Here is a 19,916-nt window from a genome sequence, read left to right as displayed (position 1 = left end):
CATGTGGAAGTGGTTACACCCCTACGCGCACCCTGAGCGCGCATATCACCTGGCCGGAGCCATGCTGCCCTGGTTTGCGGCTTTGGCTACCCTGCTTATCGCCACCGGCACCATCTGGGGCTTAGGTTTCGCCCCTGTCGATTATCAGCAAGGTGATTCCTATCGCATCATCTTCCTGCACGTGCCCGCCGCCTCCATGTCGATGGCCGCTTACACCGCCATGGCCATCTGCGCCTTTATTGGCCTGGTCTGGCAGCTGAAACTGGCGGACATCGCCGCAGCGGCTATCGCACCGGTGGGCGCCGTACTGACCTTTATCGCACTGCTGACCGGCGCTGCCTGGGGCAAGCCGATGTGGGGCACCTGGTGGGTGTGGGATGCACGACTGACCTCCGAGTTGGTGCTGCTGTTCCTGTACCTGGGCGTTATCGCTCTGTACGCCTCCTTCGAGGACAAAGTGATGGCCGCCAAGGCCGCCGGCATCCTCGCCATCGTTGGCGTCATCAACCTGCCGATCATCAAGTACTCCGTAGAGTGGTGGAACACCCTGCACCAGCCCAACGCCATCACCGTCGGCCAGAGCAACAACATGCCGCCTGAGATGCTGATCCCGCTGCTGTGCAACATCTTTGGCTTTGCCGTACTGATTGGTGCCCTGTCCATTCTGCGCTTCCGTGCTGAAGTGCTGGCCCGCAACAGCATGCGCCCCTGGGTGCGTGCCATGGTTGAAGCCGAGGAGAAGAAAAGCGCATGAACCTGACTTTCCAGTTTGCCTCCGCGGCAGAATTCTTTGAGATGGGCGGCTACGCCTTCTATGTTTGGCTTTCTTACGGCGTTGGCGCCCTGGCATTGGCCGCGCTTGTTGTCAATTCCCTCCGAAAGCGTAAAACTGTACTGAAAAACATTGCTAAGCAGCAGGCTCGTGAAGAGCGTCTGCGTCAACACAGGAGTAAAGCTGCATGAACCCACGTCGTAAGAAGCGACTCGTCTTTGCCTCAGCCCTGATCGGTGGCGTGGCCGCCATTGCGTCCCTGCTGATTTATGCGCTGAACTCCAACCTTGACCTGTTCTTTACCGCCACCGAAGTGGTACAGGGCCGTCAGGATGGCCTCAAGCCCGAAGTGGGCCAGCGTATCCGTATCGGTGGCATGGTGGTGGAAGGCTCTGTAGAGCGTGATCCCAACAGCCTCAAGATCGCCTTCCAGGTTGCCGACACCGGCCCGGCCGTGACCGTACTGTATGACGGCATGCTGCCTGACCTGTTCCGTGAAGGTCAGGGCATCGTTGCCCAGGGCACTCTGGTGGACTCCACCACTCTGGAAGCGAGCGAAGTACTGGCCAAGCACGACGAGAACTACATGTCGCCTGAGATCGCCGAAGCCATGGGCAAGAGCCATGAGCAGATGGAATACTCCGAGAGCCAGACCGGCGGCGGCTACTAAGCCAAGGTCCTCAGCCCTCCGAACAAGCCCCCATTATGGGGGCTTTTCTTTTGCCCGCGCAGCAACGCCTCACAGCGCTTCTGAGCCTGTCGACACGTCAATAGCACCCATTCCACACTGTTGCTGTCAGAGCTCGTTACCACCGCCCTGAGAGCGCGCTTAGCCCAGCGAGCAGAGCCTCGACGCTAGGGAACCCTCCTGCGGTCTAAACCTCTCGAATCGTATCCCTGCCGACGGAAAAGCAAACGCGTGCGGGTCGCTCAGCCCCGTTCATTTCGCCTCGACAGCCTGAGAACGTTGCCAGCAGCAAGATAACTGAGAGAAGAGAACGATTTCAGAGAGGGAGGTGACCGGAACGCCCGACACGCATCGCTAGTGGCGTGTGGCGTGTGGCGTGTGGCGTGTGGCGTGTGGCGTGTGGCGTGTGGCGTGTGGCGTGTGGCGTGTGGCGTGTGGCGTGTGGCGTGTGGCGTGTGGCGTGTGGCGTGTGGCGTGTGGCGTGTGGCGTGTGGCGTGTGGCGTGTGGCAGGCCAGAAAAACAAAAAGGGCTAGCAAACGCTAGCCCTTTTTCGAAATGGGAGATTACTCGGCAGAAGCTTGAGCTTCTTCGGCAACCTCTTCTGCAGCCGGACGATCAACCAGCTCGATGTAAGCCATCGGCGCGTTGTCACCAGCGCGGAAGCCACACTTCAGAATGCGGGTGTAACCACCAGCGCGCTCTTGATAGCGGGGACCCAGTTCGTTAAACAGTTTGCCCACTACGAATTGATCGCGGGTGCGGGCGAATGCCAGACGGCGGTTAGCAACGCTGTCAGTTTTAGCCAGGGTGATCAGCGGCTCTACTACACGGCGAAGCTCTTTGGCCTTAGGCAAGGTCGTCTTGATAACCTCGTGGCGAACCAGAGAACCAGCCATGTTGCGGAACATGGCTTGACGGTGGCTGCTGTTGCGGTTCAGTTGACGACCACTCTTACGATGGCGCATGACCTTATCCTTTTAACCTAAATCTTTACCAGACTTGGTTACATGTTGTCGGCAAGTGAGGCCGGCGGCCAGTTCTCCAGGCGCATGCCCAGAGACAGACCACGAGAGGCCAACACGTCTTTAATCTCAGTGAGCGACTTCTTACCCAGGTTGGGGGTCTTCAGCAGCTCAACTTCGGTACGCTGAACCAGATCGCCAATGTAATGAATGGCTTCTGCTTTCAGACAGTTTGCCGAACGAACAGTGAGCTCCAAGTCGTCGACAGGACGCAGCAGGATCGGATCGAATTCCGGCTTCTCTTCTTTCTCTTCCGGCTCGCTAACGTCACGCAGGTCCACAAAGGCTTCCAGTTGCTCTGCCAGGATAGTGGCGGAGCGACGGATCGCCTCTTCAGGATCCAGAGTACCGTCAGTGTGCATGTCGATAATCAGCTTATCCAAGTCGGTACGCTGCTCAACACGGGCGGCTTCTACATTGTAGGCAATGCGAACTACCGGGCTGAAAGAGGCGTCCACCAGCAAACGGCCGATGGGACGCTCATCTTCTTCAACCTGTGCGCGAGCAGAGGCCGGGATGTAACCACGGCCCAGTTCGACTTTGATACGCATGCTGATTTCAGCATCGGCACCGGTCAGAGTACAGATCAGGTGTTCCGGATTAACGATCTCTACATCACCGTCGTGGGTGATGTCTGCCGCAGTGACAGGGCCCGCACCAGACTTGCTCAGAGTCAAAATCGCTTCGTCTTTGCCCTCGAGCTTAACTGCCAGACCTTTCAGGTTCAGCAGAATCTCAAGAACGTCTTCCTGCACGCCTTCTTTGCTGCTGTACTCGTGCAACACGCCGTCGATCTCGACTTCGGTTACAGCACAGCCAGGCATAGAAGAGAGCAGGATGCGACGCAGCGCATTGCCCAGAGTGTGGCCGAAACCACGCTCGAGCGGCTCCAGAGTCACCTTCGCCCGATAGGGGCTAACTTGATCAATATCTACAAGTCGCGGCTTTAGAAATTCGGTAACAGAACCCTGCATTGTGTCCTCTCTCTATGGTTAAGCTTTACTTGGAGTAAAGCTCGACGATCAGCTGTTCGTTGATATCAGCAGACAGATCGCTACGCTCCGGCAGGCGCTTGAAAGTGCCTTCCATTTTAGCGCCGTCTACTTCTACCCAAGTCGGCTTCTCGCGTTGCTCAGCGACTTCCAGGGCACCTTTAATACGGGCCTGCTTCTGAGCTTTCTCGCGAACGGCGATAACGTCGTTCGGAGAAACGGAGAAGGACGGGATGTTTACAACACGACCGTTAACCTTGATGGCCTTGTGGCTTACCAGCTGACGAGCTTCGGCGCGGGTAGCACCAAAACCCATGCGGTATACCACGTTGTCCAGACGGCTTTCGAGCAGTTGCAGCAGGTTTTCACCAGTGTTGCCCTTCAGACGAGCCGCTTCTTTGTAGTAGTTACGGAATTGCTTTTCCAGAACGCCGTACATACGACGTACTTTCTGCTTCTCACGCAACTGAACACCGTAGTCGGACAGACGAGCGCGACGAGCGCCGTGCTGACCAGGTACGGTATCAATCTTACATTTAGAATCGATCGCTCGAACGCCGCTTTTCAGGAACAGGTCAGTACCTTCACGACGGCTGAGTTTGAGCTTAGGACCCAAATATCTTGCCATGTTCTTTCTCCAACAGTCCTAACGTGCGTTACACGCGACGTTTTTTCGGCGGACGACAACCGTTGTGCGGGATCGGAGTCACATCAGTGATGTTGGTGATGCGGAAACCCGCAGCATTCAACGCACGAATGGACGATTCACGACCCGGACCCGGACCCTTCACTTCGACTTCCAGATTCTTCAAGCCGTACTCTTTTGCGATTTCAGCGCAACGCTCAGCAGCCACCTGGGCAGCGAACGGAGTGGACTTACGAGAACCACGGAAACCAGAACCACCAGCGGTAGCCCAAGCCAGGGCATTACCTTGACGGTCGGTGATGGTCACGATGGTGTTGTTGAAGGAAGCATGAACGTGCGCGATGCCGTCAGCTACCTGCTTACGTACCTTCTTACGAGTACGAGAAGGAGTTTTAGCCATTGCTTAATTCCCCTTACTTCTTAATCGGCTTGCGCGGACCTTTACGGGTGCGCGCGTTAGTCTTGGTACGTTGACCACGAACAGGCAAGCTGCGACGATGACGCAGACCGCGGAAGCAGCCCAGGTCCATCAGACGCTTAATGTTCATGGAGATCTCACGGCGCAGGTCACCTTCAACGGTGAATTGGCCAACAACTTCACGCACCTTATCAATGGTGGCTTCGTCGAGATCTTTAAATTTCACATCTTCAGCGATGCCAGCTTCAACGCAAATAGCTTTTGCGCGAGTTTGGCCGATGCCGAAAATGGCGGTCAGAGCAACAACCGCATGTTTATGCTCAGGAATGTTAATGCCAGCGATACGGGCCACTATAGCACTCCTACTATTGTCAATTGGTCGACTGCGAAAAGCCCGATAGGATACTCAACAGCAGACCGGTTTGCAACAACACAGGGGCTGACCATGGGCCAGCCCTGTGCGCTTCGTTGGGTTTTACCGGAAAATCCGATTAACCCTGACGCTGTTTGTGCTTCGGCTCAGAGCAGATAACACGTACAACGCCGTTACGTTTGATGACCTTGCAGTTGCGGCACATCTTCTTAACGGATGCACGAACTTTCATTTTGGTACTCCGTATTCGGCGACCTTAACGGCCGTAGCCCTTAAGGTTGGCCTTCTTCAGCACAGATTCATACTGAGATGACATCAGATGAGTCTGTACCTGAGCCATGAAGTCCATGATTACCACCACCATAATCAGCAGTGAGGTACCACCAAAGTAGAAAGGTACATTGGTCGTAATCATCATGAACTCCGGAACCAAGCAGATAAAGGTAATGTAAGCCGCGCCAGCCAGAGTCAGGCGGGTCATTACTTTATCAATATAACGGGCAGTTTGCTCGCCCGGACGAATTCCGGGGATGAACGCACCACTCTTCTTCAGGTTGTCTGCAGTCTCACGGGGGTTGAACACCAGAGCCGTGTAGAAGAAACAGAAGAAGACAATCGCGACCGCATAAATCATGACGTACAGCGGCTGTCCGGGAGACAGTGCCAGAGAGATGTCTGACAGAATGCCACCCTGGTTCTTATCGAACCATTGGGCCAAAGTGCCCGGGAACAGAATGATGCTGGACGCGAAGATCGGCGGGATCACACCAGCCATATTCACTTTCAGAGGCAAATGAGTGCTTTGAGCAGCGAATACGCGGCGGCCTTGCTGACGCTTGGCGTAGTTTACCACGATTCGACGCTGACCGCGCTCCATAAACACCACAAAAGCGGTAATCAGGCTGACGATCACAACCAGACCGAGCAGCAGGATTAAGTGCATTTCACCTTGACGCGCTTGCTCTGCCGTTTGACCGATAGCGGAAGGCAGACCGGCCACGATGCCTGAGAAAATCAGGATCGAGATGCCGTTACCAATACCGCGCTCGGTGATCTGCTCACCCAGCCACATCAGGAACATGGTACCAGTTACCAGGCTCACGACCGCTACAAAGTAGAAGCCAAAGCCCGGGTTCACCACCAGACCCGGCAGCATGCTGGGCAAGCCAGTTGCAATACCGATGGACTGGAAGGTGGCCAGTACCAGGGTGCCCCAGCGGGTGTACTGGTTGATCTTACGACGACCAGACTCACCCTCTTTCTTCAGCTCCGCCATGGCGGGATGCACTACGGTCAGTAGCTGCATGATGATCGACGCCGAAATGTACGGCATGATCCCCAGGGCGAAGATGGAGGCACGTTCCAAGGCACCACCGGAGAACATGTTGAACATGCTCACGATGGTACCTTGTTGCTGCTTGAACAGTTCGGCAAGCACAGCGGCGTCAATACCAGGAATTGGCACGAAAGAACCTGCCCGGAATACGATAATCGCGCCGAGTACAAACCACAGACGCGCTTTCAACTCCGAAAGGCCCCCTTTCGCACTTTTTAACTCAAGTCCTGGCTTAGCCATTGCGTACTTTCCCGTTACTCTTCGATTTTGCCGCCCGCGGCCTCAATGGCTTCGCGAGCGCCTTTGGTCGCTTTCAGACCGGTTACAGTCACTGGGCGCTCGATTTTACCTGAAAGCACTACTTTCGCAAACTGAATGTTGGCGGAAATAACACCAGCGTCTTTCAGGGTCGCCAGGCTCACTACGTCGCCTTCTACTTTCGCCAGTTCGCTCAGACGAACTTCAGCAGAAACCAGAGACTTGCGAGAAGTGAAACCGAACTTCGGCAGACGCTGTTTCAGAGGCATCTGACCGCCTTCGAAACCAGGACGTACGGAGCCACCAGAACGGGACTTCTGACCTTTGTGACCACGGCCACCAGTCTTACCCAGACCGGAACCGATACCACGGCCTACACGCTTAGCTGCAGTTTTGGAGCCAGCGGCCGGAGACAAAGTATTCAGGCGCATGTTACTCCTCCACTTTAACCATGTAGGAAACTTTGTTGATCATGCCGCGAACGGAAGCAGTATCTTCCAGCTCAACGGTGTGACCGATTTTGCGCAGACCCAGGCCTACCAGAGTCGCCTTGTGCTTAGGCAGACGACCGATGGAGCTCTTGGTCTGAGTAACCTTGATAGTTTTAGCCATGACCGATTACCCCCGGATCTCATCAACCGGCAGACCGCGCTTAGCAGCGATTTGCTCGGGAGACTTCATGTTCACCAGCGCGTCAACAGTGGAGCGCACGATGTTGATCGGGTTGGTGGAACCGTAAGCTTTCGCCAGTACGTTGTGTACACCAGCAACTTCCAGAACGGCGCGCATCGCACCACCAGCAATAATACCGGTACCTTCAGAAGCAGGCTGCATGTAAACCTTAGAACCAGAGTGACGGCCTTTCACCGGGTGGTGCAGGGTGCCGTTCTTCAGGGACACGGTGTACATGTTGCGACGGGCTTTTTCCATGGCTTTCTGGATAGCGGCAGGCACTTCGCGAGCCTTACCGTAACCAAAGCCAACACGGCCGTTACCGTCACCAACTACGGTCAGAGCGGTGAAGCTAAAGATGCGACCACCTTTAACCACCTTAGAAACACGGTTTACTGCAATGAGCTTCTCTTGCAGGTCACCGGCTTGATTTTCAATATTCGCCATGATCCACTCCCAACTTAGAACTGGAGGCCAGCTTCACGAGCTGCGTCAGCCAGAGCGGCTACGCGACCGTGATACTGGAAGCCGCTGCGATCGAAGGAAACGGCTTTAACGCCTTTTTCCAGAGCACGTTCAGCCACAGCCTTACCAACTGCCTTAGCAGCATCGGTGTTACCGGTGCCAGTCAGTTGCTCTTTGATCGCCTTCTCTACAGTAGAAGCGGTTGCCACTACAGATGCATCTGCAGCGATAACCTGGGCGTAGATGTGACGCGGAGTACGGTGCACGACCAGACGAGTCGCGCCCATTTCCTGAATTTGTTTGCGTACGCGGGTAGCGCGACGCAGACGAGCTGCTTTCTTGTCCATCGTGTTACCTTACTTCTTCTTGGCCTCTTTACGGCGCACTTGCTCATCAGCGTAACGTACACCTTTACCTTTGTAAGGCTCAGGAGCGCGGTAAGCGCGGATGTTAGCGGCCGCCTGACCAACAGACTGCTTGTCTGAGCCAGTGAGGACGATTTCAGTTTGGCTGGGGCACTCGGCCTTCACACCTTCCGGCAGAACGTATTCAACCGGGTGGGAGAAGCCCAGAGTCAGGTTCACAGCGTTGCCTTTAACTGCGGCACGGTAACCCACGCCCAGCAGTTCCAGCTTCTTGGTGAAGCCTTCGGTAACACCGATAACCATGTTGTTAACCAGAGCGCGAGCGGTACCAGCTTGAGCCCAAGCGTTGGCAGCGCCTTCGCGAGGACCGAAAGTGATTTCGTTCTCTTCTTTGGTTACTACTACTGCTTCGTGGATTTCACGAACCAGAGTGCCCTTACCACCTTTAATGGTGATTTCCTGACCGTTCAGAGATACCTCTACGCCGGCAGGGATAGCAACGGGTGCCTTAGCTACTCGAGACATTTTGCTACCTCCTTACGCTACGTAGCAGATGATCTCGCCGCCCAGACCCAGGTTACGGGCTGCACGGTCGGTCATCACACCTTGAGAGGTGGACACGATAGCGATACCCAGACCACCCATTACGGTCGGCAGCTCATCTTTTTTCTTGTAGATGCGCAGGCCGGGGCGGCTGGCACGCGCGATGGATTCAACCACCGGCTTACCTTGGAAGTACTTCAGAGTTACTTCCAGAGTCGGTTTAACGTCACCGGAGACGGCGAAATCAGCTACGTAACCTTCTGCTTTCAGAACGTTAGCGATAGCTACCTTCAGCTTTGAGGACGGCATGGTCACTGCAACTTTGTTGGCAGACTGGCCGTTGCGGATGCGCGTCAGCATATCCGCGATCGGATCTTGCATGCTCATATTCGCTTACTCCCGAATTACCAAGAGGCCTTTTTGAGGCCAGGAACTTCACCACGCATGGCGGCTTCACGCAGTTTGATACGGCTCAGGCCGAACTTGCGCAGGACACCGTGGGGACGGCCAGTGATGTTGCAGCGGTTACGCTGACGAGACGCACTGGAGTCACGCGGGAGTTGTTGCAGTTTGAGGACAGCATCCCAACGCTCTTCTTCAGAAACGTTGACGTCCTTGATGATCGCTTTCAGCGCGGCACGCTTTTCAGCGTACTGAGCTACCAGCTTAGCGCGCTTTGCTTCACGCGCTTTCATGGAAAGTTTAGCCATAACCCTACACCTTACTTGCGGAACGGGAAGTTAAAGGCAGCCAGCAGAGCACGCCCTTCCTCGTCAGAGCCGGCGGAAGTGGTAATGGTAATATCCATACCGCGCAGCTTATCGATCTTGTCGTAATCGATTTCCGGGAAGATGATTTGCTCACGAACGCCCATGGAGTAGTTACCACGGCCATCGAACGCTTTCGGGTTCAGGCCACGGAAGTCACGGATACGCGGTACCGCGATGGACACCAGGCGCTCGAAGAACTCCCACATACGCTCGCCGCGCAGGGTTACTTTACAGCCAATCGGGTAACCTTCACGGATCTTAAAGCCAGCAACAGATTTGCGAGCTTTGGTAACCAGAGGTTTCTGACCGGAAATTGCTGCCATATCAGCAACGGCATTTTCCAGCACCTTCTTGTCCGCTACGGCTTCACCGACACCCATGTTCAGGGTGATCTTTTCAATCCGAGGGACTTGCATGATGCTCTTATAGCCGAATTGCTGCATCAGCTCTTTTACTACAGCTTCTTTGTAGTAATCATGCAGTTTCGCCATCGTTTACTCCAAAATTACTTAACGATTTCGTCGTTGGACTTGAAGAAACGGACTTTCTTGCCGTCTTCAAATCGGAAACCCACACGGTCAGCCTTGCCAGTAGCAGGGTTGAACAGTGCCACGTTAGACGCGTGGATGGGGGCTTCCTTCTCTACGATGCCACCTTGAACACCCAGCTGGGGGTTCGGCTTCTGGTGTTTCTTCACCAGGTTCACGCCTTCGACGACGATCTTACCAGTGGTCAGTACTTGGGAAACCTTACCGCGTTTACCCTTGTCCTTACCGGCCAGTACAATCACTTCGTCATTGCGACGGATTTTTGCTGCCATGGTTTAGCTCCTTACAGTACTTCCGGCGCCAGGGACACAATTTTCATGAACTTGTCATTACGCAGTTCACGGGTCACAGGGCCAAAGATACGAGTGCCGATCGGCTGCAGGTTTGCGTTCAGCAGTACTGCGGCGTTACGGTCGAAGCGAATGACAGAACCGTCAGGACGACGTACGCCCTTCTTGGTACGAACTACCACCGCGTTGTACACATCACCTTTTTTGGCCTTACCGCGCGGAATAGATTCCTTCACGGAAACCTTGATGATGTCGCCGATGCCGGCGTAACGACGGTGAGAGCCACCCAAGACCTTAATACACTGCACGCTGCGTGCGCCGGAGTTATCGGCAACATCCAGCACAGATTGCATTTGGATCATTTCAGTGCTCCGCTAATTTACTTCAGTTGCCCTTTCGGGCTGTTGGCTGCCTTAAAAAGGCGCGAAATTATAACACCAACTGCCAGAGAAAGGATAGATAAAAATTAACCGGCCCAGGTCGCCCCGGGCCGGTTACTTCACATCAAAGATAAAGCCTTAAAAATTAAGCTTTTTCCAGGATGTTCACCAGGGTCCAGGACTTGGTCTTGGACAGAGGACGGCACTCGCGGATTTCCACGAGGTCACCGATACCACACTGGTTAGTCTCGTCATGAACGTGCAGCTTGGTAGTGCGCTTCATGAACTTACCGTAGATCGGGTGCTTTACTTTGCGCTCGATTGCTACAGTGATGGACTTGTCCATCTTGTCGCTGATCACACGACCCTGCAGAGTACGGATTTTGTCAGACATTACGCACCTGCCTTCTGAGTCAGAACGGTCTTAACGCGCGCGATGTTGCGGCGTACCTTCTTCATTTCGTGAGTCGCTTTCAGCTGACCGGTAGCGTTCTGCATACGCAGGTTGAACTGTTCGCGGAGCAGGTTCAGCAGCTCAGCATTCAGCTCTTCAACGCTCTTTTCACGCAGATCTTGTGCTTTCATCACATCACCTTACGAGTTACAAAGGTGGTCTGAACAGACAGCTTGGCAGCAGCCAGGGAGAAGGCTTCACGAGCCAGCTCTTCAGCAACACCATCCATCTCATACAGAACACGACCCGGCTGGATCTGAGCTACCCAGTACTCGACGTTACCTTTACCTTTACCCATACGCACTTCAAGCGGCTTTTCGGTGATCGGCTTATCCGGGAATACACGGATCCAGATCTTACCTTGACGCTTGATGTGACGGGTCATAGCACGACGAGCCGCTTCGATTTGACGCGCAGTCAGACGGCCACGAGTGGTCGCTTTCAGGCCGAAAGAGCCAAAGGATACCTTGTCACCGCTGGTGGCTACACCACGGTTACGGCCTTTGTGCATCTTACGGAACTTCATACGTTTAGGTTGCAGCATCTCGGTTCCCCTTACTTACCACGACCTTTGCGCTTCGGCTGCGCCTTCGGCTCTTCAGCTACTACCGGCATACCGCCCAGAACTTCACCTTTGAAGATCCAAACTTTGATACCGATTACACCGTAAGTGGTGTGAGCTTCGGAGGTGGCGTAGTCGATGTCAGCGCGCAGGGTGTGCAGCGGCACGCGACCTTCACGGTACCATTCGGTACGTGCGATCTCGGCGCCACCCAGACGACCAGAAACTTCGATCTTGATGCCCTTGGCACCCAAACGCATTGCGTTCTGTACCGCGCGCTTCATAGCGCGACGGAACATAACACGACGCTCCAGCTGAGAGGCAACAGAGTCACCTACCAGTTGGGCATCCAGTTCCGGCTTGCGAACTTCGCTGATGTTGATTTGCGCAGGAACGCCGGCCAGTTTGGCCACCTTCAGGCGCAGCTTCTCAACATCTTCCCCTTTCTTACCGATTACAACACCCGGACGAGCGGTGTGAATGGTCACACGGATGCTCTTGGCCGGACGCTCAATGGTGATGCGGGAAACGGAAGCGTTCTTCAGTTCCTGCTTCAGGAATTGACGCACTTCGTGGTCGCTGAACAGGTTGTCAGCGTAATCTTTCTTCTCCGCGTACCAGGTCGAGGACCAGGGCTTGGTGATACCAAGGCGGATACCATTCGGATGTACTTTCTGTCCCATTGCTGCTCCCCTTACTTATCGGCCACAACCACAGTGATGTGGCTGGAGCGCTTCAGGATGCGATCGGCACGGCCTTTAGCACGCGGCATGATGCGCTTCATGGTCGGACCTTCATCAACGTAGATCTTGGCGACTTTCAGATCGTCGATATCCAGACCTTCGTTGTGTTCTGCGTTGGCAATGGCAGACTCCAGTACCTTCTTCACCAGGCTGGCAGCTTTTTTCGGGCTGAAAGCCAGGATATCCAGGGCACGGTCAACCGGCAGACCACGGATCTGGTCGGCAACCAGGCGAGCCTTTTGCGGAGAGGTACGGGCAAAACGGTGTTTAGCTAAAACTTCCATCTTCTACCCCTTAGCGTTTCTTCGCTTTCTTATCCGCAGCATGGCCGCGGTAAGTGCGAGTCGGCGCAAATTCGCCCAGCTTGTGACCGATCATGTCTTCAGTAACGAAAACCGGTACGTGCTGACGACCATTATGGACAGCGATGGTGAGACCAATCATATCAGGAATGATCATCGAACGACGGGACCAAGTCTTAACAGGCTTTTTGTCTCCGCTTTCCACCGCTTTCTCTACCTTCTTCAGCAAGTGCAGGTCGATAAACGGACCTTTCTTGAGAGAACGTGGCATGGTGAATCCTCTAAATTACTTGGTACGACGACGTACGATGTACTTATCGGTACGCTTGTTACTGCGGGTCTTCTTACCTTTGGTCGGAACGCCCCACGGGGTTACCGGGTGACGACCACCAGAAGTACGACCTTCACCACCACCGTGCGGGTGATCAACCGGGTTCATGGCAACACCACGAACGGTCGGACGAACACCACGCCAGCGCATGGCACCAGCTTTACCCAGCTGACGCAGCATGTGCTCGGAGTTACCTACTTCACCCAGGGTGGCACGGCCTTCGGCCAGCACCTTGCGCATCTCGCCGGAGCGCAGACGCAGGGTTACATAAGCACCGTCGCGAGCAACGATTTGGGCGTAAGCACCGGCAGAACGTGCGATCTGACCGCCTTTACCAGGCTTCAGTTCAACGTTGTGCACGGTAGAACCTACCGGAATGTTGCGCATCGGCAGAGCGTTGCCCACTTTGATGTCAGCTTCCTGGCCAGACACGATGGTGTCACCAGCTTGCAGACCTTTCGGGGCCAGGATGTAACGACGCTCACCGTCGGCGTACAGAACCAGAGCGATGTTAGCGCTGCGGTTCGGATCGTATTCCAGGCGCTCAACTTTGGCAGTGATGCCATCTTTGTTGCGCTTGAAGTCGATGATACGGTAGTGCTGCTTGTGACCACCGCCGATGTGGCGAGTGGTGATGCGGCCGGCGTTGTTACGACCACCAGTCTTGGACTTCTTGTCCAACAGAGCAGCGTGGGGCTTACCCTTGTGCAGCTCGTTGTTCACGACCTTAACGACGTGGCGACGACCCGCAGAGGTAGGCTTACACTTAACAATAGCCATTATCTAAACTCCTACTGCTTACTCAGCGCCGCCGACGAAGTCGATGTCAGCGCCTTCGGCCAGGGTTACGTAGGCTTTTTTCCAGTCGCTACGACGACCGAAACGAGCGCCGTGACGCTTAACCTTGCCCTTAACCACGCTGGTGCGAACGCCAGTGACCTGCACTTCGAACAGCTTCTCAACCGCAGCTTTGATCTCTGCTTTGGTAGCGTCCTTGGCAACCTTGAACACCATAGTGTTGTTCAGTTCGGCAGCCATGGTGCTCTTTTCAGAGATGTGCGGAGCCAGCAGCACTTTCAGCAAACGTTCTTCACGGATCATGCCAGCTTCTCCTCAATCTGCTTAACCGCGTCAGCAGTCATCAGAACCTTGTCAAAGGCGATCAGGCTAACCGGGTCGATGCCGTCTGCGTCACGTACGTCAACCTTGTACAGGTTGCGAGAAGCCAGGAACAGGTTCTCGTCAACTTCACCGGTTACGATCAGCACGTCGTTCAGTTCCAGCTCTTTCAGCTTGCCAACCAGTTCTTTGGTTTTCGGAGCTTCAACAGCGAACTTCTCAACAACGATCAGACGGTCTTGACGTACCAGCTCAGACAGAATGCTGCGCAGAGCGGCGCGGTACATCTTTTTGTTTACTTTCTGACCGTGGTCCTGCGGCTTAGCAGCAAAGGACACACCACCAGAACGCCAGATCGGGCTCTTAACGGTACCGGAACGAGCACGGCCAGTACCTTTCTGGCGCCACGGCTTTTTGCCGGTGCCAGTAACTTCAGCGCGGGTCTTCTGAGCACGGGTACCCTGACGGGCGTTAGCGGCGTAAGCCACTACTACCTGGTGTACCAGAGCTTCGTTGAATTCACGCCCGAAGGTAGTTTCGGAAACTTCAAGAGCGCTCTGCGCGTCTTTCATTACCAATTCCATTACTATCTCCTCAGACGTTACGCTTTAACGGCAGGCTTAACGATCACGTTGCCACCGTTGGCACCAGGGATTGCACCCTTAACCAGCAGCAGGTTACGTTCAACGTCAACACGTACCACGTCCAGGTTCTGAGTGGTTACACGCTCAGCGCCCATGTGGCCAGCCATTTTCTTGCCCTTGAATACCTTACCCGGGGATTGGTTTTGACCAATGGAACCCGGAGCACGGTGGCTCAAGGAGTTACCGTGAGTCATGTCCTGGGAACGGAAGTTCCAGCGCTTGATAGCACCCTGGAAACCTTTACCCTTGGATTGACCGGTAACGTCTACTTTTGCAACATCAGTAAAGATGTCGACTTTCAGCTCAGCACCCAGTTCGATGCCTTCGCCTTCACCTTCACCCAGGCGAAACTCCCAAGTGCCACGACCAGCTTCAACGCCAGCTTTGGCAAAATGACCAGCTTCAGGTTTGGTAACGCGGTTGGCTTTTTTGGCGCCAGCAGTTACCTGCAGAGCGCTGTAGCCATCAGTGTCCAGCGTCTTAACCTGGGTTACACGGTTCGGTTCTACTTCGATTACGGTCACAGGGATAGACACGCCTTCAGGAGTGAAGATGCGAGTCATACCTACTTTGCGACCTACAAGACCGATAGCCATTCTTCTAAACCTCTTTCCGCTTAGGATCTCAGCCTTAACCCAGGCTGATCTGCACGTCGACGCCAGCAGCCAGATCCAGACGCATCAGCGCGTCAACAGTCTTATCGGTAGGCTCAACAATGTCCACCAAGCGCTTGTGAGTACGGATCTCGTATTGATCACGTGCGTCTTTGTTCACGTGAGGAGAGATCAGTACGGTGTAGCGCTCTTTACGGGTGGGCAGCGGGATGGGACCGCGAACTTGAGCACCAGTGCGCTTAGCAGTCTCAACGATTTCCGCGGTAGACTGGTCGATCAGGCGGTGATCGAACGCCTTCAGGCGGATACGGATTCTTTGGTTCTGCATTGACCAGAGCTCCAACTCTAAGAAACACATAAACCAATCCCTTCACCACCTTCTTATGAAAGGGGAAGAGACGATTCGCTAACCATTCGACTCCAAATCGGAGTCGCTGTATGAATGACGCATATTGCGTCATGCATCCGAAGATGCACTCAAGCCAATTGCCTGAGCCGGACGAATTATACGCACCTTGCCGATAAACGCAAGGGCCTTTTTGTACAATCCGTCCCGATTTATTGGTGGCAGATCCTACCTCAATAAGATCAGCGGTTTTGTGCGCTAGGCCGCACTCTCGCGCGGTGCCGACGCGGGACTGGTCTGTTCATAACCATGCCCATAGTAGGTGTCGTACCCCCGACCGTACTGCGCCTTCATGGCCCCCTTCCCTGCCCGGTTCAGCACCACGCCTTCCAGCAGGATCTTGTTCTCCAATACCCGTTCCAGCGCGTTCTGAGCCAGGCGGGCACGGGTATGGTCGGCACGGACAATAAACAGCATCGAGCCCGCCGTGCGGGCCACCACCAGCGCGTCCGAGACGGCGTGCACCGGCGGCGTATCCAGCAGCACCACATCAAACTGTGCCCTCGCCTGCTGCAGCACACGACGGAAGCTGTCGCCGGACAGCGCTTCCAGCGGGTTCGATAACACCGTCCCGGCGGACAAGAGGGTCAAGCCACTGTCCTCATCCTGATACATGCACTGTTCCAGTGAGTGGGTGCCACAGAGGGCGTTGGTCAGGCCCGGTTGATAGGAGGGCAACTCGAAGGCTTTGCCCACCTTTGGCTTGCGAAGGTCACAGTCAATCAGCAGCACCCGCTTCACCTGTTGCAGTGACAGCGCCAGGCTGATCGCCGAGGTGGTCTTGCCCTCCCCCGGCAGCGCAGAGCTGATCGCCATCGCCAGGCCAGTGGAGTTCATGTGCTGAAGGGTGAATGCGGTACGCACGCTGCGCCACGCTTCACCAAATTCCGGCTGCCGTTTGTCAAAGTAGGTTTTGACCGTGGACTTGTCGTTCAGGCTTCTCACTTCGGGAACGATACCCAGCAGCTTGGCGGAGAGTTCCGATTCCACCTCACTGGCACGGCTGATGACGTCCACATAGCGCGCGTGAAGCAAGGCCATAAACGAGAACAGCAACAGGGACGCCACCAGCACCAGCGCCAGAATCGCCCCTTTCTGAGGTCGACTCGGCAGCAATGCGGGCAGCGCTTTATCGGTAAAGCGGGCAATCGCCTCGTTAAAGTCCCCGGCTACCCCGGTCTCTTTAATCCGGGTCATAAAGGTGTCATAGAGCTGTCGGTTGGTTTCCACCTCCCGTTGCAGCTCCCGGTACTGGCTTTCGTTCTTACTGAGCCCCTGGTAGTTCTGGCGAGCGGCCGCCAGCTCATCGGACAGAGTGGCTTCCTGAGAACGGGCCGAGCGGTACTCCTGTTGAATGCCACTAACCAGTTCGCGGATCTGTCGGCGCAATGCCACACGCACTTCGTTTAGCTCCGCCTCAGCGGTGATCATGGCCTTATGTTTGGGGCCATAGCGCTTAGACAGCTGCGCAACCTTTTGCTCCGCCTGGGACTCAGCGTCACGCAACCGCTGTACGCTGGGGTGACGGTTGATCTCCGGCAGAGACGCCAGTTCCTCAATGTCACCACCTCCTGAGCTCGATACGGTCCGTGCCACGGACTCCGCCGCGCTGCGTCGTTCACGGGCTTCGGACAGACGGTTAGCGATCTTCTCCAGTTCCTGGCTTTCCAGGGTCAGGAGTCCTTCAACATCCACCAGGCCCGCGTCTTCGCGAAACTGCTGCAACGACTCCTCCGACGCCCTCAGGTTGCTCTTGAGCTTTTCCAGGCGCTCCCGCATCCAGCCGGTGGCTTCCTGGGTCGCCACCAGTTTGTCTTCCATATAGGACTCGATGTAAGCCTGACCAATGGCATTCGCCACCTCGGCCGCCAGCTGCGGGTCCTGCGCTTCAAACTGGATGCTCACCAATTGGGTATTGCGCACGGGCTTCAGGGTCAGGCGCTGATAGTACTCACCAATCACCTGCTGGCGCAGGCGATACGCTTGCTCCTCCGCGGTAGGCGGTGGCCCGGCGTCAGCACTGCCAAACAGTCGGCCCAACTGTTGTTGGACCCACCCTTTGACCATGGCCAGGCCAAAGCCGCTGCTCTGGACCGGCACAAACTCTTTCTGTTCGGTCAGCCTCAGCTCATCGATGACCGTTTCGGCAATCTTGCGGGACTGAATGATTTCGTACTGGGTTTGGAAGTATTCATCCCGACTCGAATCCACGCCGTACACCCCCTCAATGGAGACCACCTTGGACGGGGTGTTCTCCAGCAGCAGGGTGGCAGTGGACGCGTAGATGGCGGGAAGGCGGGTGACGTACAAGGCCGCCACAATGGTGGTTACCAAGGTGGCCAGCAATATCCACCAGCGATAGCGGGCCAATACCGCCATGCGGCCACTGATCCCCACCCACTCCATCTTCAGACCAGGCTCCTGACGGACTCCAGCATCGCGATTCATAGGGTTCTCCGGGTTCTCAGTGGGCATTCAGAAGAATGAGTCTTCGATGTAGATGGAATCCCCTGGCTGTACCTCTGAGGCCATAGAGACTTCGATAATGCGTTCACCATTTGGGGTTTTGCGGGTCAGTGAGATGTCCCTGGAGGACGCCCGCTCGGTTAAACCGCCCGCCAGCGCCACCGCTTTGCGCACGGTCAGCCCTGGCTGAAAGGGATAGCCACCCGGACGGCGTACTTCACCGTTGATAAAGAAGGGACGGTACTCGACGATGCTCACCGAGACGCTGGGGTTGATCAGGTAGTCCCCTTTCAGGCCCTTATGGATCAGCTGCTCAACCTGGCTCAGGCGCAGCCCGGAAAGGCGTATCTGGCCCAGGTAGGGATAGGAGATGCTGCCGGATTCACCCAGACGGATTTCGGAGATGCTCAGGTCCGGCTCTCCAAATACCTGGATCCGGATCTGATCGCCCGGGCCCAATAGGTATCCCGCGGCATCGTTGGCTGATACCGCCGAACACACCAGCCACAAACACGCAATCCACCACTTCATCGATTTACCTCACAGTGCCAGTGTCATCACCAGACCGAATTGATTTTTATCGTAGTTCAACTGCGGGTCGGTGCGAGTCGAACTGTTGTCCCAGTAGCTATAGAAGGGCTCAAACTTGAGCCAGCGACGAAACTCGTAGATGACCCCGACGCGGATCTTTGTGACCTCATCTTCGCGGTCATCCCCGGTGTAGTCCTTATCGGCATAGAGCAGTTCCAGATTGGTGGCCCAACGTTCCTGCCAATAGTGTTCCCAGCCTAACTCATAGCTGGACTCCTCCACGTAGTCGCCATTGGTGAAGGGATCTTTACTTTCTCGGGCACTGATCAGCTCAAGGGTGGAGTAAGTGGTGGGTCGCCAGATAAAGGCCACGTCCCAGGCAAAGCCGGTAAAGTCTTCCCGGCCGCTGTCATCAAACCGTTTGTCTTCAACACCGAACGCCGCCCGCCCTTCGCTCTTAGCGGTGGCTTCCCAGATAACCCCCACCAGGCCGCGAGTCACGTTACTGTCCCGGCTGAGCTGACCCGGCTCTACCCGGTCATAACTGATGTCGCTGTCGGAGAGGTCCAGTAACAGCTTGGTGCGGGCACCCACCCGCCACTTGGCGGTGGCGCCATAACGGAAAGTGTCATAGTCGCGGTATTGGCTGCGCTCGCGGAAGTTGTCGTAGGTGCGTTGGTAGTAACCCAGGTTCACGCCCAGCTGCATCCGAGCCGTTTGCGCCCCGAACTCGTAAGCACCATAGGCGTCGTGTTCAGTGAACTCTACCGGCTCATCGGTTTCGCTGAACTCGGCAATGCCGGTACCCCGGGCTTGATGACCCTTTATGTAGTCATAGGTGGCGTCAACGCGATGGCGGGCGGTAAATTCATGATGACCAATCAGATTGAGGTCATGATCAATGTAGTTGTCATCGGAGGAATCAAAGTAGCTGGCCGCATCGAGGACATAGCCAGCCTTGAGGTGGCTGATCCGCCGCCCCCAGACAAATTGCAGTTCCGGTGTGATCCGCAGGTACTGCGAGTCCAATGACTCGGCACTGGTGTGCAGCAGGTTGTCGTCGTAACCGTACTCCAGTCCCATGGTCGGTTGAAACTGTACTCCCTCTCCCAGTCTCAACCGTGCTGGTTCAAACTCCGTGGCACTGACGCCCGTCGCCAATGCCGCCAAAATCCATCCCCAATGTTGTTTCACGCGCCACCCCA

Annotated in this window: 34 protein-coding genes; 3 read left to right on the top strand and 31 right to left on the bottom strand. The window is 55.5% G+C overall.

Features of this window, described 5'->3' with window-relative positions; genetic code table 11:
• Nucleotide 1 precedes the first annotated feature (1 nt).
• The 3 genes from FBAL_RS01560 to ccmE are packed head-to-tail and all read left to right on the top strand — an operon-like array spanning nucleotide 2 to nucleotide 1,442.
• A complete protein-coding gene (locus FBAL_RS01560; RefSeq protein WP_013343818.1) occupies nucleotides 2–754 on the top strand; it encodes a heme ABC transporter permease in 753 nt (250 codons plus the stop codon).
• A complete protein-coding gene (ccmD, locus tag FBAL_RS01555; RefSeq protein WP_013343817.1) occupies nucleotides 751–963 on the top strand; it encodes a heme exporter protein CcmD in 213 nt (70 codons plus the stop codon). Before FBAL_RS01560 ends, ccmD begins: the two co-directional genes overlap by 4 nt.
• Entirely contained in the window at nucleotides 960–1,442 is a 483-nt protein-coding gene (gene ccmE, locus FBAL_RS01550) for a cytochrome c maturation protein CcmE (protein WP_013343816.1), read from the top strand. The genes ccmD and ccmE overlap by 4 nt, the downstream gene beginning before the upstream one ends.
• A 582-nt stretch (nucleotides 1,443–2,024) precedes the next feature.
• Here the strand turns inward: ccmE and rplQ are convergent.
• From rplQ to FBAL_RS01395, 31 genes are all read right to left on the bottom strand, one after another.
• A complete protein-coding gene (gene rplQ / locus FBAL_RS01545) occupies nucleotides 2,025–2,426 on the bottom strand; it encodes a 50S ribosomal protein L17 (protein WP_013343815.1) in 402 nt (133 codons plus the stop codon).
• A 38-nt stretch (nucleotides 2,427–2,464) separates the two neighbouring features.
• The gene (locus tag FBAL_RS01540) at nucleotides 2,465–3,457 is read right to left on the bottom strand and encodes a DNA-directed RNA polymerase subunit alpha (protein WP_013343814.1); all 993 of its coding nucleotides are present in this window, start codon (nucleotides 3,455–3,457) and stop codon (nucleotides 2,465–2,467) included.
• Between the two features lie 25 nt (nucleotides 3,458–3,482).
• Nucleotides 3,483–4,103: a 30S ribosomal protein S4 gene (gene rpsD / locus FBAL_RS01535; protein ID WP_013343813.1), complete on the bottom strand. Its 621-nt coding sequence runs from the start codon at nucleotides 4,101–4,103 to the stop codon at nucleotides 3,483–3,485.
• 28 nt (nucleotides 4,104–4,131) lie between these two features.
• Nucleotides 4,132–4,521 (bottom strand): 30S ribosomal protein S11, encoded by a 390-nt coding sequence (rpsK, locus tag FBAL_RS01530; RefSeq protein WP_013343812.1) that lies wholly within the window; start codon nucleotides 4,519–4,521, stop codon nucleotides 4,132–4,134.
• A 13-nt stretch (nucleotides 4,522–4,534) separates the two neighbouring features.
• Nucleotides 4,535–4,891, bottom strand: a complete 357-nt coding sequence (gene rpsM / locus FBAL_RS01525; protein ID WP_013343811.1) for a 30S ribosomal protein S13 — start codon at nucleotides 4,889–4,891, stop codon at nucleotides 4,535–4,537.
• Between the two features lie 139 nt (nucleotides 4,892–5,030).
• Nucleotides 5,031–5,144: a 50S ribosomal protein L36 gene (gene rpmJ, locus FBAL_RS01520; RefSeq protein ID WP_013343810.1), complete on the bottom strand. Its 114-nt coding sequence runs from the start codon at nucleotides 5,142–5,144 to the stop codon at nucleotides 5,031–5,033.
• A gap of 24 nt (nucleotides 5,145–5,168) precedes the next feature.
• Nucleotides 5,169–6,488, bottom strand: a complete 1,320-nt coding sequence (gene secY / locus FBAL_RS01515; protein WP_013343809.1) for a preprotein translocase subunit SecY — start codon at nucleotides 6,486–6,488, stop codon at nucleotides 5,169–5,171.
• Nucleotides 6,489–6,502: 14 nt separating this feature from the next.
• On the bottom strand, nucleotides 6,503–6,937 hold the full coding sequence (gene rplO / locus FBAL_RS01510) for a 50S ribosomal protein L15 (RefSeq protein ID WP_013343808.1): 435 nt from the start codon (nucleotides 6,935–6,937) through the stop codon (nucleotides 6,503–6,505).
• Nucleotide 6,938: 1 nt separating this feature from the next.
• Nucleotides 6,939–7,118 carry a 50S ribosomal protein L30 gene (gene rpmD, locus FBAL_RS01505; protein ID WP_013343807.1) on the bottom strand — a complete coding sequence of 60 codons (180 nt, stop codon included), beginning with the start codon at nucleotides 7,116–7,118 and terminating at the stop codon, nucleotides 6,939–6,941.
• Between the two features lie 6 nt (nucleotides 7,119–7,124).
• Nucleotides 7,125–7,625, bottom strand: a complete 501-nt coding sequence (gene rpsE / locus FBAL_RS01500; RefSeq protein WP_013343806.1) for a 30S ribosomal protein S5 — start codon at nucleotides 7,623–7,625, stop codon at nucleotides 7,125–7,127.
• Nucleotides 7,626–7,639: 14 nt separating this feature from the next.
• Nucleotides 7,640–7,990, bottom strand: a complete 351-nt coding sequence (gene rplR, locus FBAL_RS01495) for a 50S ribosomal protein L18 (protein WP_013343805.1) — start codon at nucleotides 7,988–7,990, stop codon at nucleotides 7,640–7,642.
• Nucleotides 7,991–7,999: 9 nt separating this feature from the next.
• Nucleotides 8,000–8,533 carry a 50S ribosomal protein L6 gene (gene rplF / locus FBAL_RS01490; RefSeq protein WP_013343804.1) on the bottom strand — a complete coding sequence of 178 codons (534 nt, stop codon included), beginning with the start codon at nucleotides 8,531–8,533 and terminating at the stop codon, nucleotides 8,000–8,002.
• 12 nt (nucleotides 8,534–8,545) lie between these two features.
• A complete protein-coding gene (rpsH, locus tag FBAL_RS01485; RefSeq protein ID WP_013343803.1) occupies nucleotides 8,546–8,938 on the bottom strand; it encodes a 30S ribosomal protein S8 in 393 nt (130 codons plus the stop codon).
• A 17-nt stretch (nucleotides 8,939–8,955) separates the two neighbouring features.
• Entirely contained in the window at nucleotides 8,956–9,261 is a 306-nt protein-coding gene (gene rpsN, locus FBAL_RS01480) for a 30S ribosomal protein S14 (RefSeq protein ID WP_013343802.1), read from the bottom strand.
• 11 nt (nucleotides 9,262–9,272) lie between these two features.
• Nucleotides 9,273–9,812 (bottom strand): 50S ribosomal protein L5, encoded by a 540-nt coding sequence (gene rplE / locus FBAL_RS01475; protein ID WP_013343801.1) that lies wholly within the window; start codon nucleotides 9,810–9,812, stop codon nucleotides 9,273–9,275.
• Between the two features lie 14 nt (nucleotides 9,813–9,826).
• On the bottom strand, nucleotides 9,827–10,141 hold the full coding sequence (rplX, locus tag FBAL_RS01470) for a 50S ribosomal protein L24 (protein ID WP_013343800.1): 315 nt from the start codon (nucleotides 10,139–10,141) through the stop codon (nucleotides 9,827–9,829).
• Between the two features lie 11 nt (nucleotides 10,142–10,152).
• A complete protein-coding gene (gene rplN, locus FBAL_RS01465) occupies nucleotides 10,153–10,521 on the bottom strand; it encodes a 50S ribosomal protein L14 (protein WP_013343799.1) in 369 nt (122 codons plus the stop codon).
• A 163-nt stretch (nucleotides 10,522–10,684) separates the two neighbouring features.
• Nucleotides 10,685–10,933 carry a 30S ribosomal protein S17 gene (gene rpsQ / locus FBAL_RS01460; protein WP_013343798.1) on the bottom strand — a complete coding sequence of 83 codons (249 nt, stop codon included), beginning with the start codon at nucleotides 10,931–10,933 and terminating at the stop codon, nucleotides 10,685–10,687.
• Entirely contained in the window at nucleotides 10,933–11,124 is a 192-nt protein-coding gene (gene rpmC / locus FBAL_RS01455; RefSeq protein ID WP_013343797.1) for a 50S ribosomal protein L29, read from the bottom strand. The genes rpsQ and rpmC overlap by 1 nt, the downstream gene beginning before the upstream one ends.
• Nucleotides 11,124–11,537, bottom strand: a complete 414-nt coding sequence (rplP, locus tag FBAL_RS01450; protein WP_013343796.1) for a 50S ribosomal protein L16 — start codon at nucleotides 11,535–11,537, stop codon at nucleotides 11,124–11,126. The genes rpmC and rplP overlap by 1 nt, the downstream gene beginning before the upstream one ends.
• 11 nt (nucleotides 11,538–11,548) lie before the next feature.
• A complete protein-coding gene (gene rpsC, locus FBAL_RS01445) occupies nucleotides 11,549–12,238 on the bottom strand; it encodes a 30S ribosomal protein S3 (RefSeq protein WP_013343795.1) in 690 nt (229 codons plus the stop codon).
• An 11-nt stretch (nucleotides 12,239–12,249) separates the two neighbouring features.
• Nucleotides 12,250–12,582, bottom strand: coding sequence for a 50S ribosomal protein L22 (rplV, locus tag FBAL_RS01440; RefSeq protein WP_013343794.1), 333 nt, complete (start codon nucleotides 12,580–12,582; stop codon nucleotides 12,250–12,252).
• A gap of 10 nt (nucleotides 12,583–12,592) precedes the next feature.
• A complete protein-coding gene (gene rpsS, locus FBAL_RS01435) occupies nucleotides 12,593–12,871 on the bottom strand; it encodes a 30S ribosomal protein S19 (RefSeq protein WP_013343793.1) in 279 nt (92 codons plus the stop codon).
• A gap of 15 nt (nucleotides 12,872–12,886) precedes the next feature.
• A complete protein-coding gene (gene rplB / locus FBAL_RS01430; RefSeq protein ID WP_013343792.1) occupies nucleotides 12,887–13,711 on the bottom strand; it encodes a 50S ribosomal protein L2 in 825 nt (274 codons plus the stop codon).
• Nucleotides 13,712–13,729: 18 nt separating this feature from the next.
• Nucleotides 13,730–14,032 carry a 50S ribosomal protein L23 gene (rplW, locus tag FBAL_RS01425; RefSeq protein ID WP_013343791.1) on the bottom strand — a complete coding sequence of 101 codons (303 nt, stop codon included), beginning with the start codon at nucleotides 14,030–14,032 and terminating at the stop codon, nucleotides 13,730–13,732.
• Nucleotides 14,029–14,634, bottom strand: coding sequence for a 50S ribosomal protein L4 (rplD, locus tag FBAL_RS01420; RefSeq protein WP_013343790.1), 606 nt, complete (start codon nucleotides 14,632–14,634; stop codon nucleotides 14,029–14,031). The genes rplW and rplD overlap by 4 nt, the downstream gene beginning before the upstream one ends.
• Nucleotides 14,635–14,651: 17 nt before the next feature.
• A complete protein-coding gene (gene rplC, locus FBAL_RS01415; RefSeq protein ID WP_013343789.1) occupies nucleotides 14,652–15,290 on the bottom strand; it encodes a 50S ribosomal protein L3 in 639 nt (212 codons plus the stop codon).
• A gap of 34 nt (nucleotides 15,291–15,324) precedes the next feature.
• Entirely contained in the window at nucleotides 15,325–15,636 is a 312-nt protein-coding gene (rpsJ, locus tag FBAL_RS01410; RefSeq protein WP_013343788.1) for a 30S ribosomal protein S10, read from the bottom strand.
• Between the two features lie 276 nt (nucleotides 15,637–15,912).
• Nucleotides 15,913–18,162, bottom strand: a complete 2,250-nt coding sequence (locus FBAL_RS01405) for a GumC family protein (protein ID WP_013343787.1) — start codon at nucleotides 18,160–18,162, stop codon at nucleotides 15,913–15,915.
• 27 nt (nucleotides 18,163–18,189) lie between these two features.
• Nucleotides 18,190–18,711 carry a polysaccharide biosynthesis/export family protein gene (locus FBAL_RS01400; protein ID WP_013343786.1) on the bottom strand — a complete coding sequence of 174 codons (522 nt, stop codon included), beginning with the start codon at nucleotides 18,709–18,711 and terminating at the stop codon, nucleotides 18,190–18,192.
• Nucleotides 18,712–18,720: 9 nt separating this feature from the next.
• Nucleotides 18,721–19,905 carry an outer membrane beta-barrel protein gene (locus tag FBAL_RS01395; RefSeq protein ID WP_171814245.1) on the bottom strand — a complete coding sequence of 395 codons (1,185 nt, stop codon included), beginning with the start codon at nucleotides 19,903–19,905 and terminating at the stop codon, nucleotides 18,721–18,723.
• Nucleotides 19,906–19,916: the final 11 nt, after the last annotated feature.

The sequence above is a fragment of the Ferrimonas balearica DSM 9799 genome (genome assembly GCF_000148645.1).
GTDB lineage: Bacteria > Pseudomonadota > Gammaproteobacteria > Enterobacterales > Shewanellaceae > Ferrimonas > Ferrimonas balearica.
The sequence above is the reverse complement of the archived record's forward strand: the minus strand, read 5'-3'. Positions and strand labels throughout refer to the sequence as shown.

Bases quoted from the DNA above. Each gene is read 5' to 3' on its own strand.
- FBAL_RS01560 (WP_013343818.1), top strand. From the start codon at position 2: ATGTGGAAGTGGTTACACCCCTACGCGCACCCTGAGCGCGCATATCAC.
- ccmD (WP_013343817.1), top strand. From the start codon at position 751: ATGAACCTGACTTTCCAGTTTGCCTCCGCGGCAGAATTCTTTGAGATG.
- ccmE (WP_013343816.1), top strand. From the start codon at position 960: ATGAACCCACGTCGTAAGAAGCGACTCGTCTTTGCCTCAGCCCTGATC.
- rplQ (WP_013343815.1), bottom strand. From the start codon at position 2,426: ATGCGCCATCGTAAGAGTGGTCGTCAACTGAACCGCAACAGCAGCCAC.
- FBAL_RS01540 (WP_013343814.1), bottom strand. From the start codon at position 3,457: ATGCAGGGTTCTGTTACCGAATTTCTAAAGCCGCGACTTGTAGATATT.
- rpsD (WP_013343813.1), bottom strand. From the start codon at position 4,103: ATGGCAAGATATTTGGGTCCTAAGCTCAAACTCAGCCGTCGTGAAGGT.
- rpsK (WP_013343812.1), bottom strand. From the start codon at position 4,521: ATGGCTAAAACTCCTTCTCGTACTCGTAAGAAGGTACGTAAGCAGGTA.
- rpmJ (WP_013343810.1), bottom strand. From the start codon at position 5,144: ATGAAAGTTCGTGCATCCGTTAAGAAGATGTGCCGCAACTGCAAGGTC.
- secY (WP_013343809.1), bottom strand. From the start codon at position 6,488: ATGGCTAAGCCAGGACTTGAGTTAAAAAGTGCGAAAGGGGGCCTTTCG.
- rplO (WP_013343808.1), bottom strand. From the start codon at position 6,937: ATGCGCCTGAATACTTTGTCTCCGGCCGCTGGCTCCAAAACTGCAGCT.
- rpmD (WP_013343807.1), bottom strand. From the start codon at position 7,118: ATGGCTAAAACTATCAAGGTTACTCAGACCAAGAGCTCCATCGGTCGT.
- rpsE (WP_013343806.1), bottom strand. From the start codon at position 7,625: ATGGCGAATATTGAAAATCAAGCCGGTGACCTGCAAGAGAAGCTCATT.
- rplR (WP_013343805.1), bottom strand. From the start codon at position 7,990: ATGGACAAGAAAGCAGCTCGTCTGCGTCGCGCTACCCGCGTACGCAAA.
- rplF (WP_013343804.1), bottom strand. From the start codon at position 8,533: ATGTCTCGAGTAGCTAAGGCACCCGTTGCTATCCCTGCCGGCGTAGAG.
- rpsH (WP_013343803.1), bottom strand. From the start codon at position 8,938: ATGAGCATGCAAGATCCGATCGCGGATATGCTGACGCGCATCCGCAAC.
- rpsN (WP_013343802.1), bottom strand. From the start codon at position 9,261: ATGGCTAAACTTTCCATGAAAGCGCGTGAAGCAAAGCGCGCTAAGCTG.
- rplE (WP_013343801.1), bottom strand. From the start codon at position 9,812: ATGGCGAAACTGCATGATTACTACAAAGAAGCTGTAGTAAAAGAGCTG.
- rplX (WP_013343800.1), bottom strand. From the start codon at position 10,141: ATGGCAGCAAAAATCCGTCGCAATGACGAAGTGATTGTACTGGCCGGT.
- rplN (WP_013343799.1), bottom strand. From the start codon at position 10,521: ATGATCCAAATGCAATCTGTGCTGGATGTTGCCGATAACTCCGGCGCA.
- rpsQ (WP_013343798.1), bottom strand. From the start codon at position 10,933: ATGTCTGACAAAATCCGTACTCTGCAGGGTCGTGTGATCAGCGACAAG.
- rpmC (WP_013343797.1), bottom strand. From the start codon at position 11,124: ATGAAAGCACAAGATCTGCGTGAAAAGAGCGTTGAAGAGCTGAATGCT.
- rplP (WP_013343796.1), bottom strand. From the start codon at position 11,537: ATGCTGCAACCTAAACGTATGAAGTTCCGTAAGATGCACAAAGGCCGT.
- rpsC (WP_013343795.1), bottom strand. From the start codon at position 12,238: ATGGGACAGAAAGTACATCCGAATGGTATCCGCCTTGGTATCACCAAG.
- rplV (WP_013343794.1), bottom strand. From the start codon at position 12,582: ATGGAAGTTTTAGCTAAACACCGTTTTGCCCGTACCTCTCCGCAAAAG.
- rpsS (WP_013343793.1), bottom strand. From the start codon at position 12,871: ATGCCACGTTCTCTCAAGAAAGGTCCGTTTATCGACCTGCACTTGCTG.
- rplB (WP_013343792.1), bottom strand. From the start codon at position 13,711: ATGGCTATTGTTAAGTGTAAGCCTACCTCTGCGGGTCGTCGCCACGTC.
- rplW (WP_013343791.1), bottom strand. From the start codon at position 14,032: ATGATCCGTGAAGAACGTTTGCTGAAAGTGCTGCTGGCTCCGCACATC.
- rplD (WP_013343790.1), bottom strand. From the start codon at position 14,634: ATGGAATTGGTAATGAAAGACGCGCAGAGCGCTCTTGAAGTTTCCGAA.
- rplC (WP_013343789.1), bottom strand. From the start codon at position 15,290: ATGGCTATCGGTCTTGTAGGTCGCAAAGTAGGTATGACTCGCATCTTC.
- rpsJ (WP_013343788.1), bottom strand. From the start codon at position 15,636: ATGCAGAACCAAAGAATCCGTATCCGCCTGAAGGCGTTCGATCACCGC.
- FBAL_RS01405 (WP_013343787.1), bottom strand. From the start codon at position 18,162: ATGAATCGCGATGCTGGAGTCCGTCAGGAGCCTGGTCTGAAGATGGAG.
- FBAL_RS01400 (WP_013343786.1), bottom strand. From the start codon at position 18,711: ATGAAGTGGTGGATTGCGTGTTTGTGGCTGGTGTGTTCGGCGGTATCA.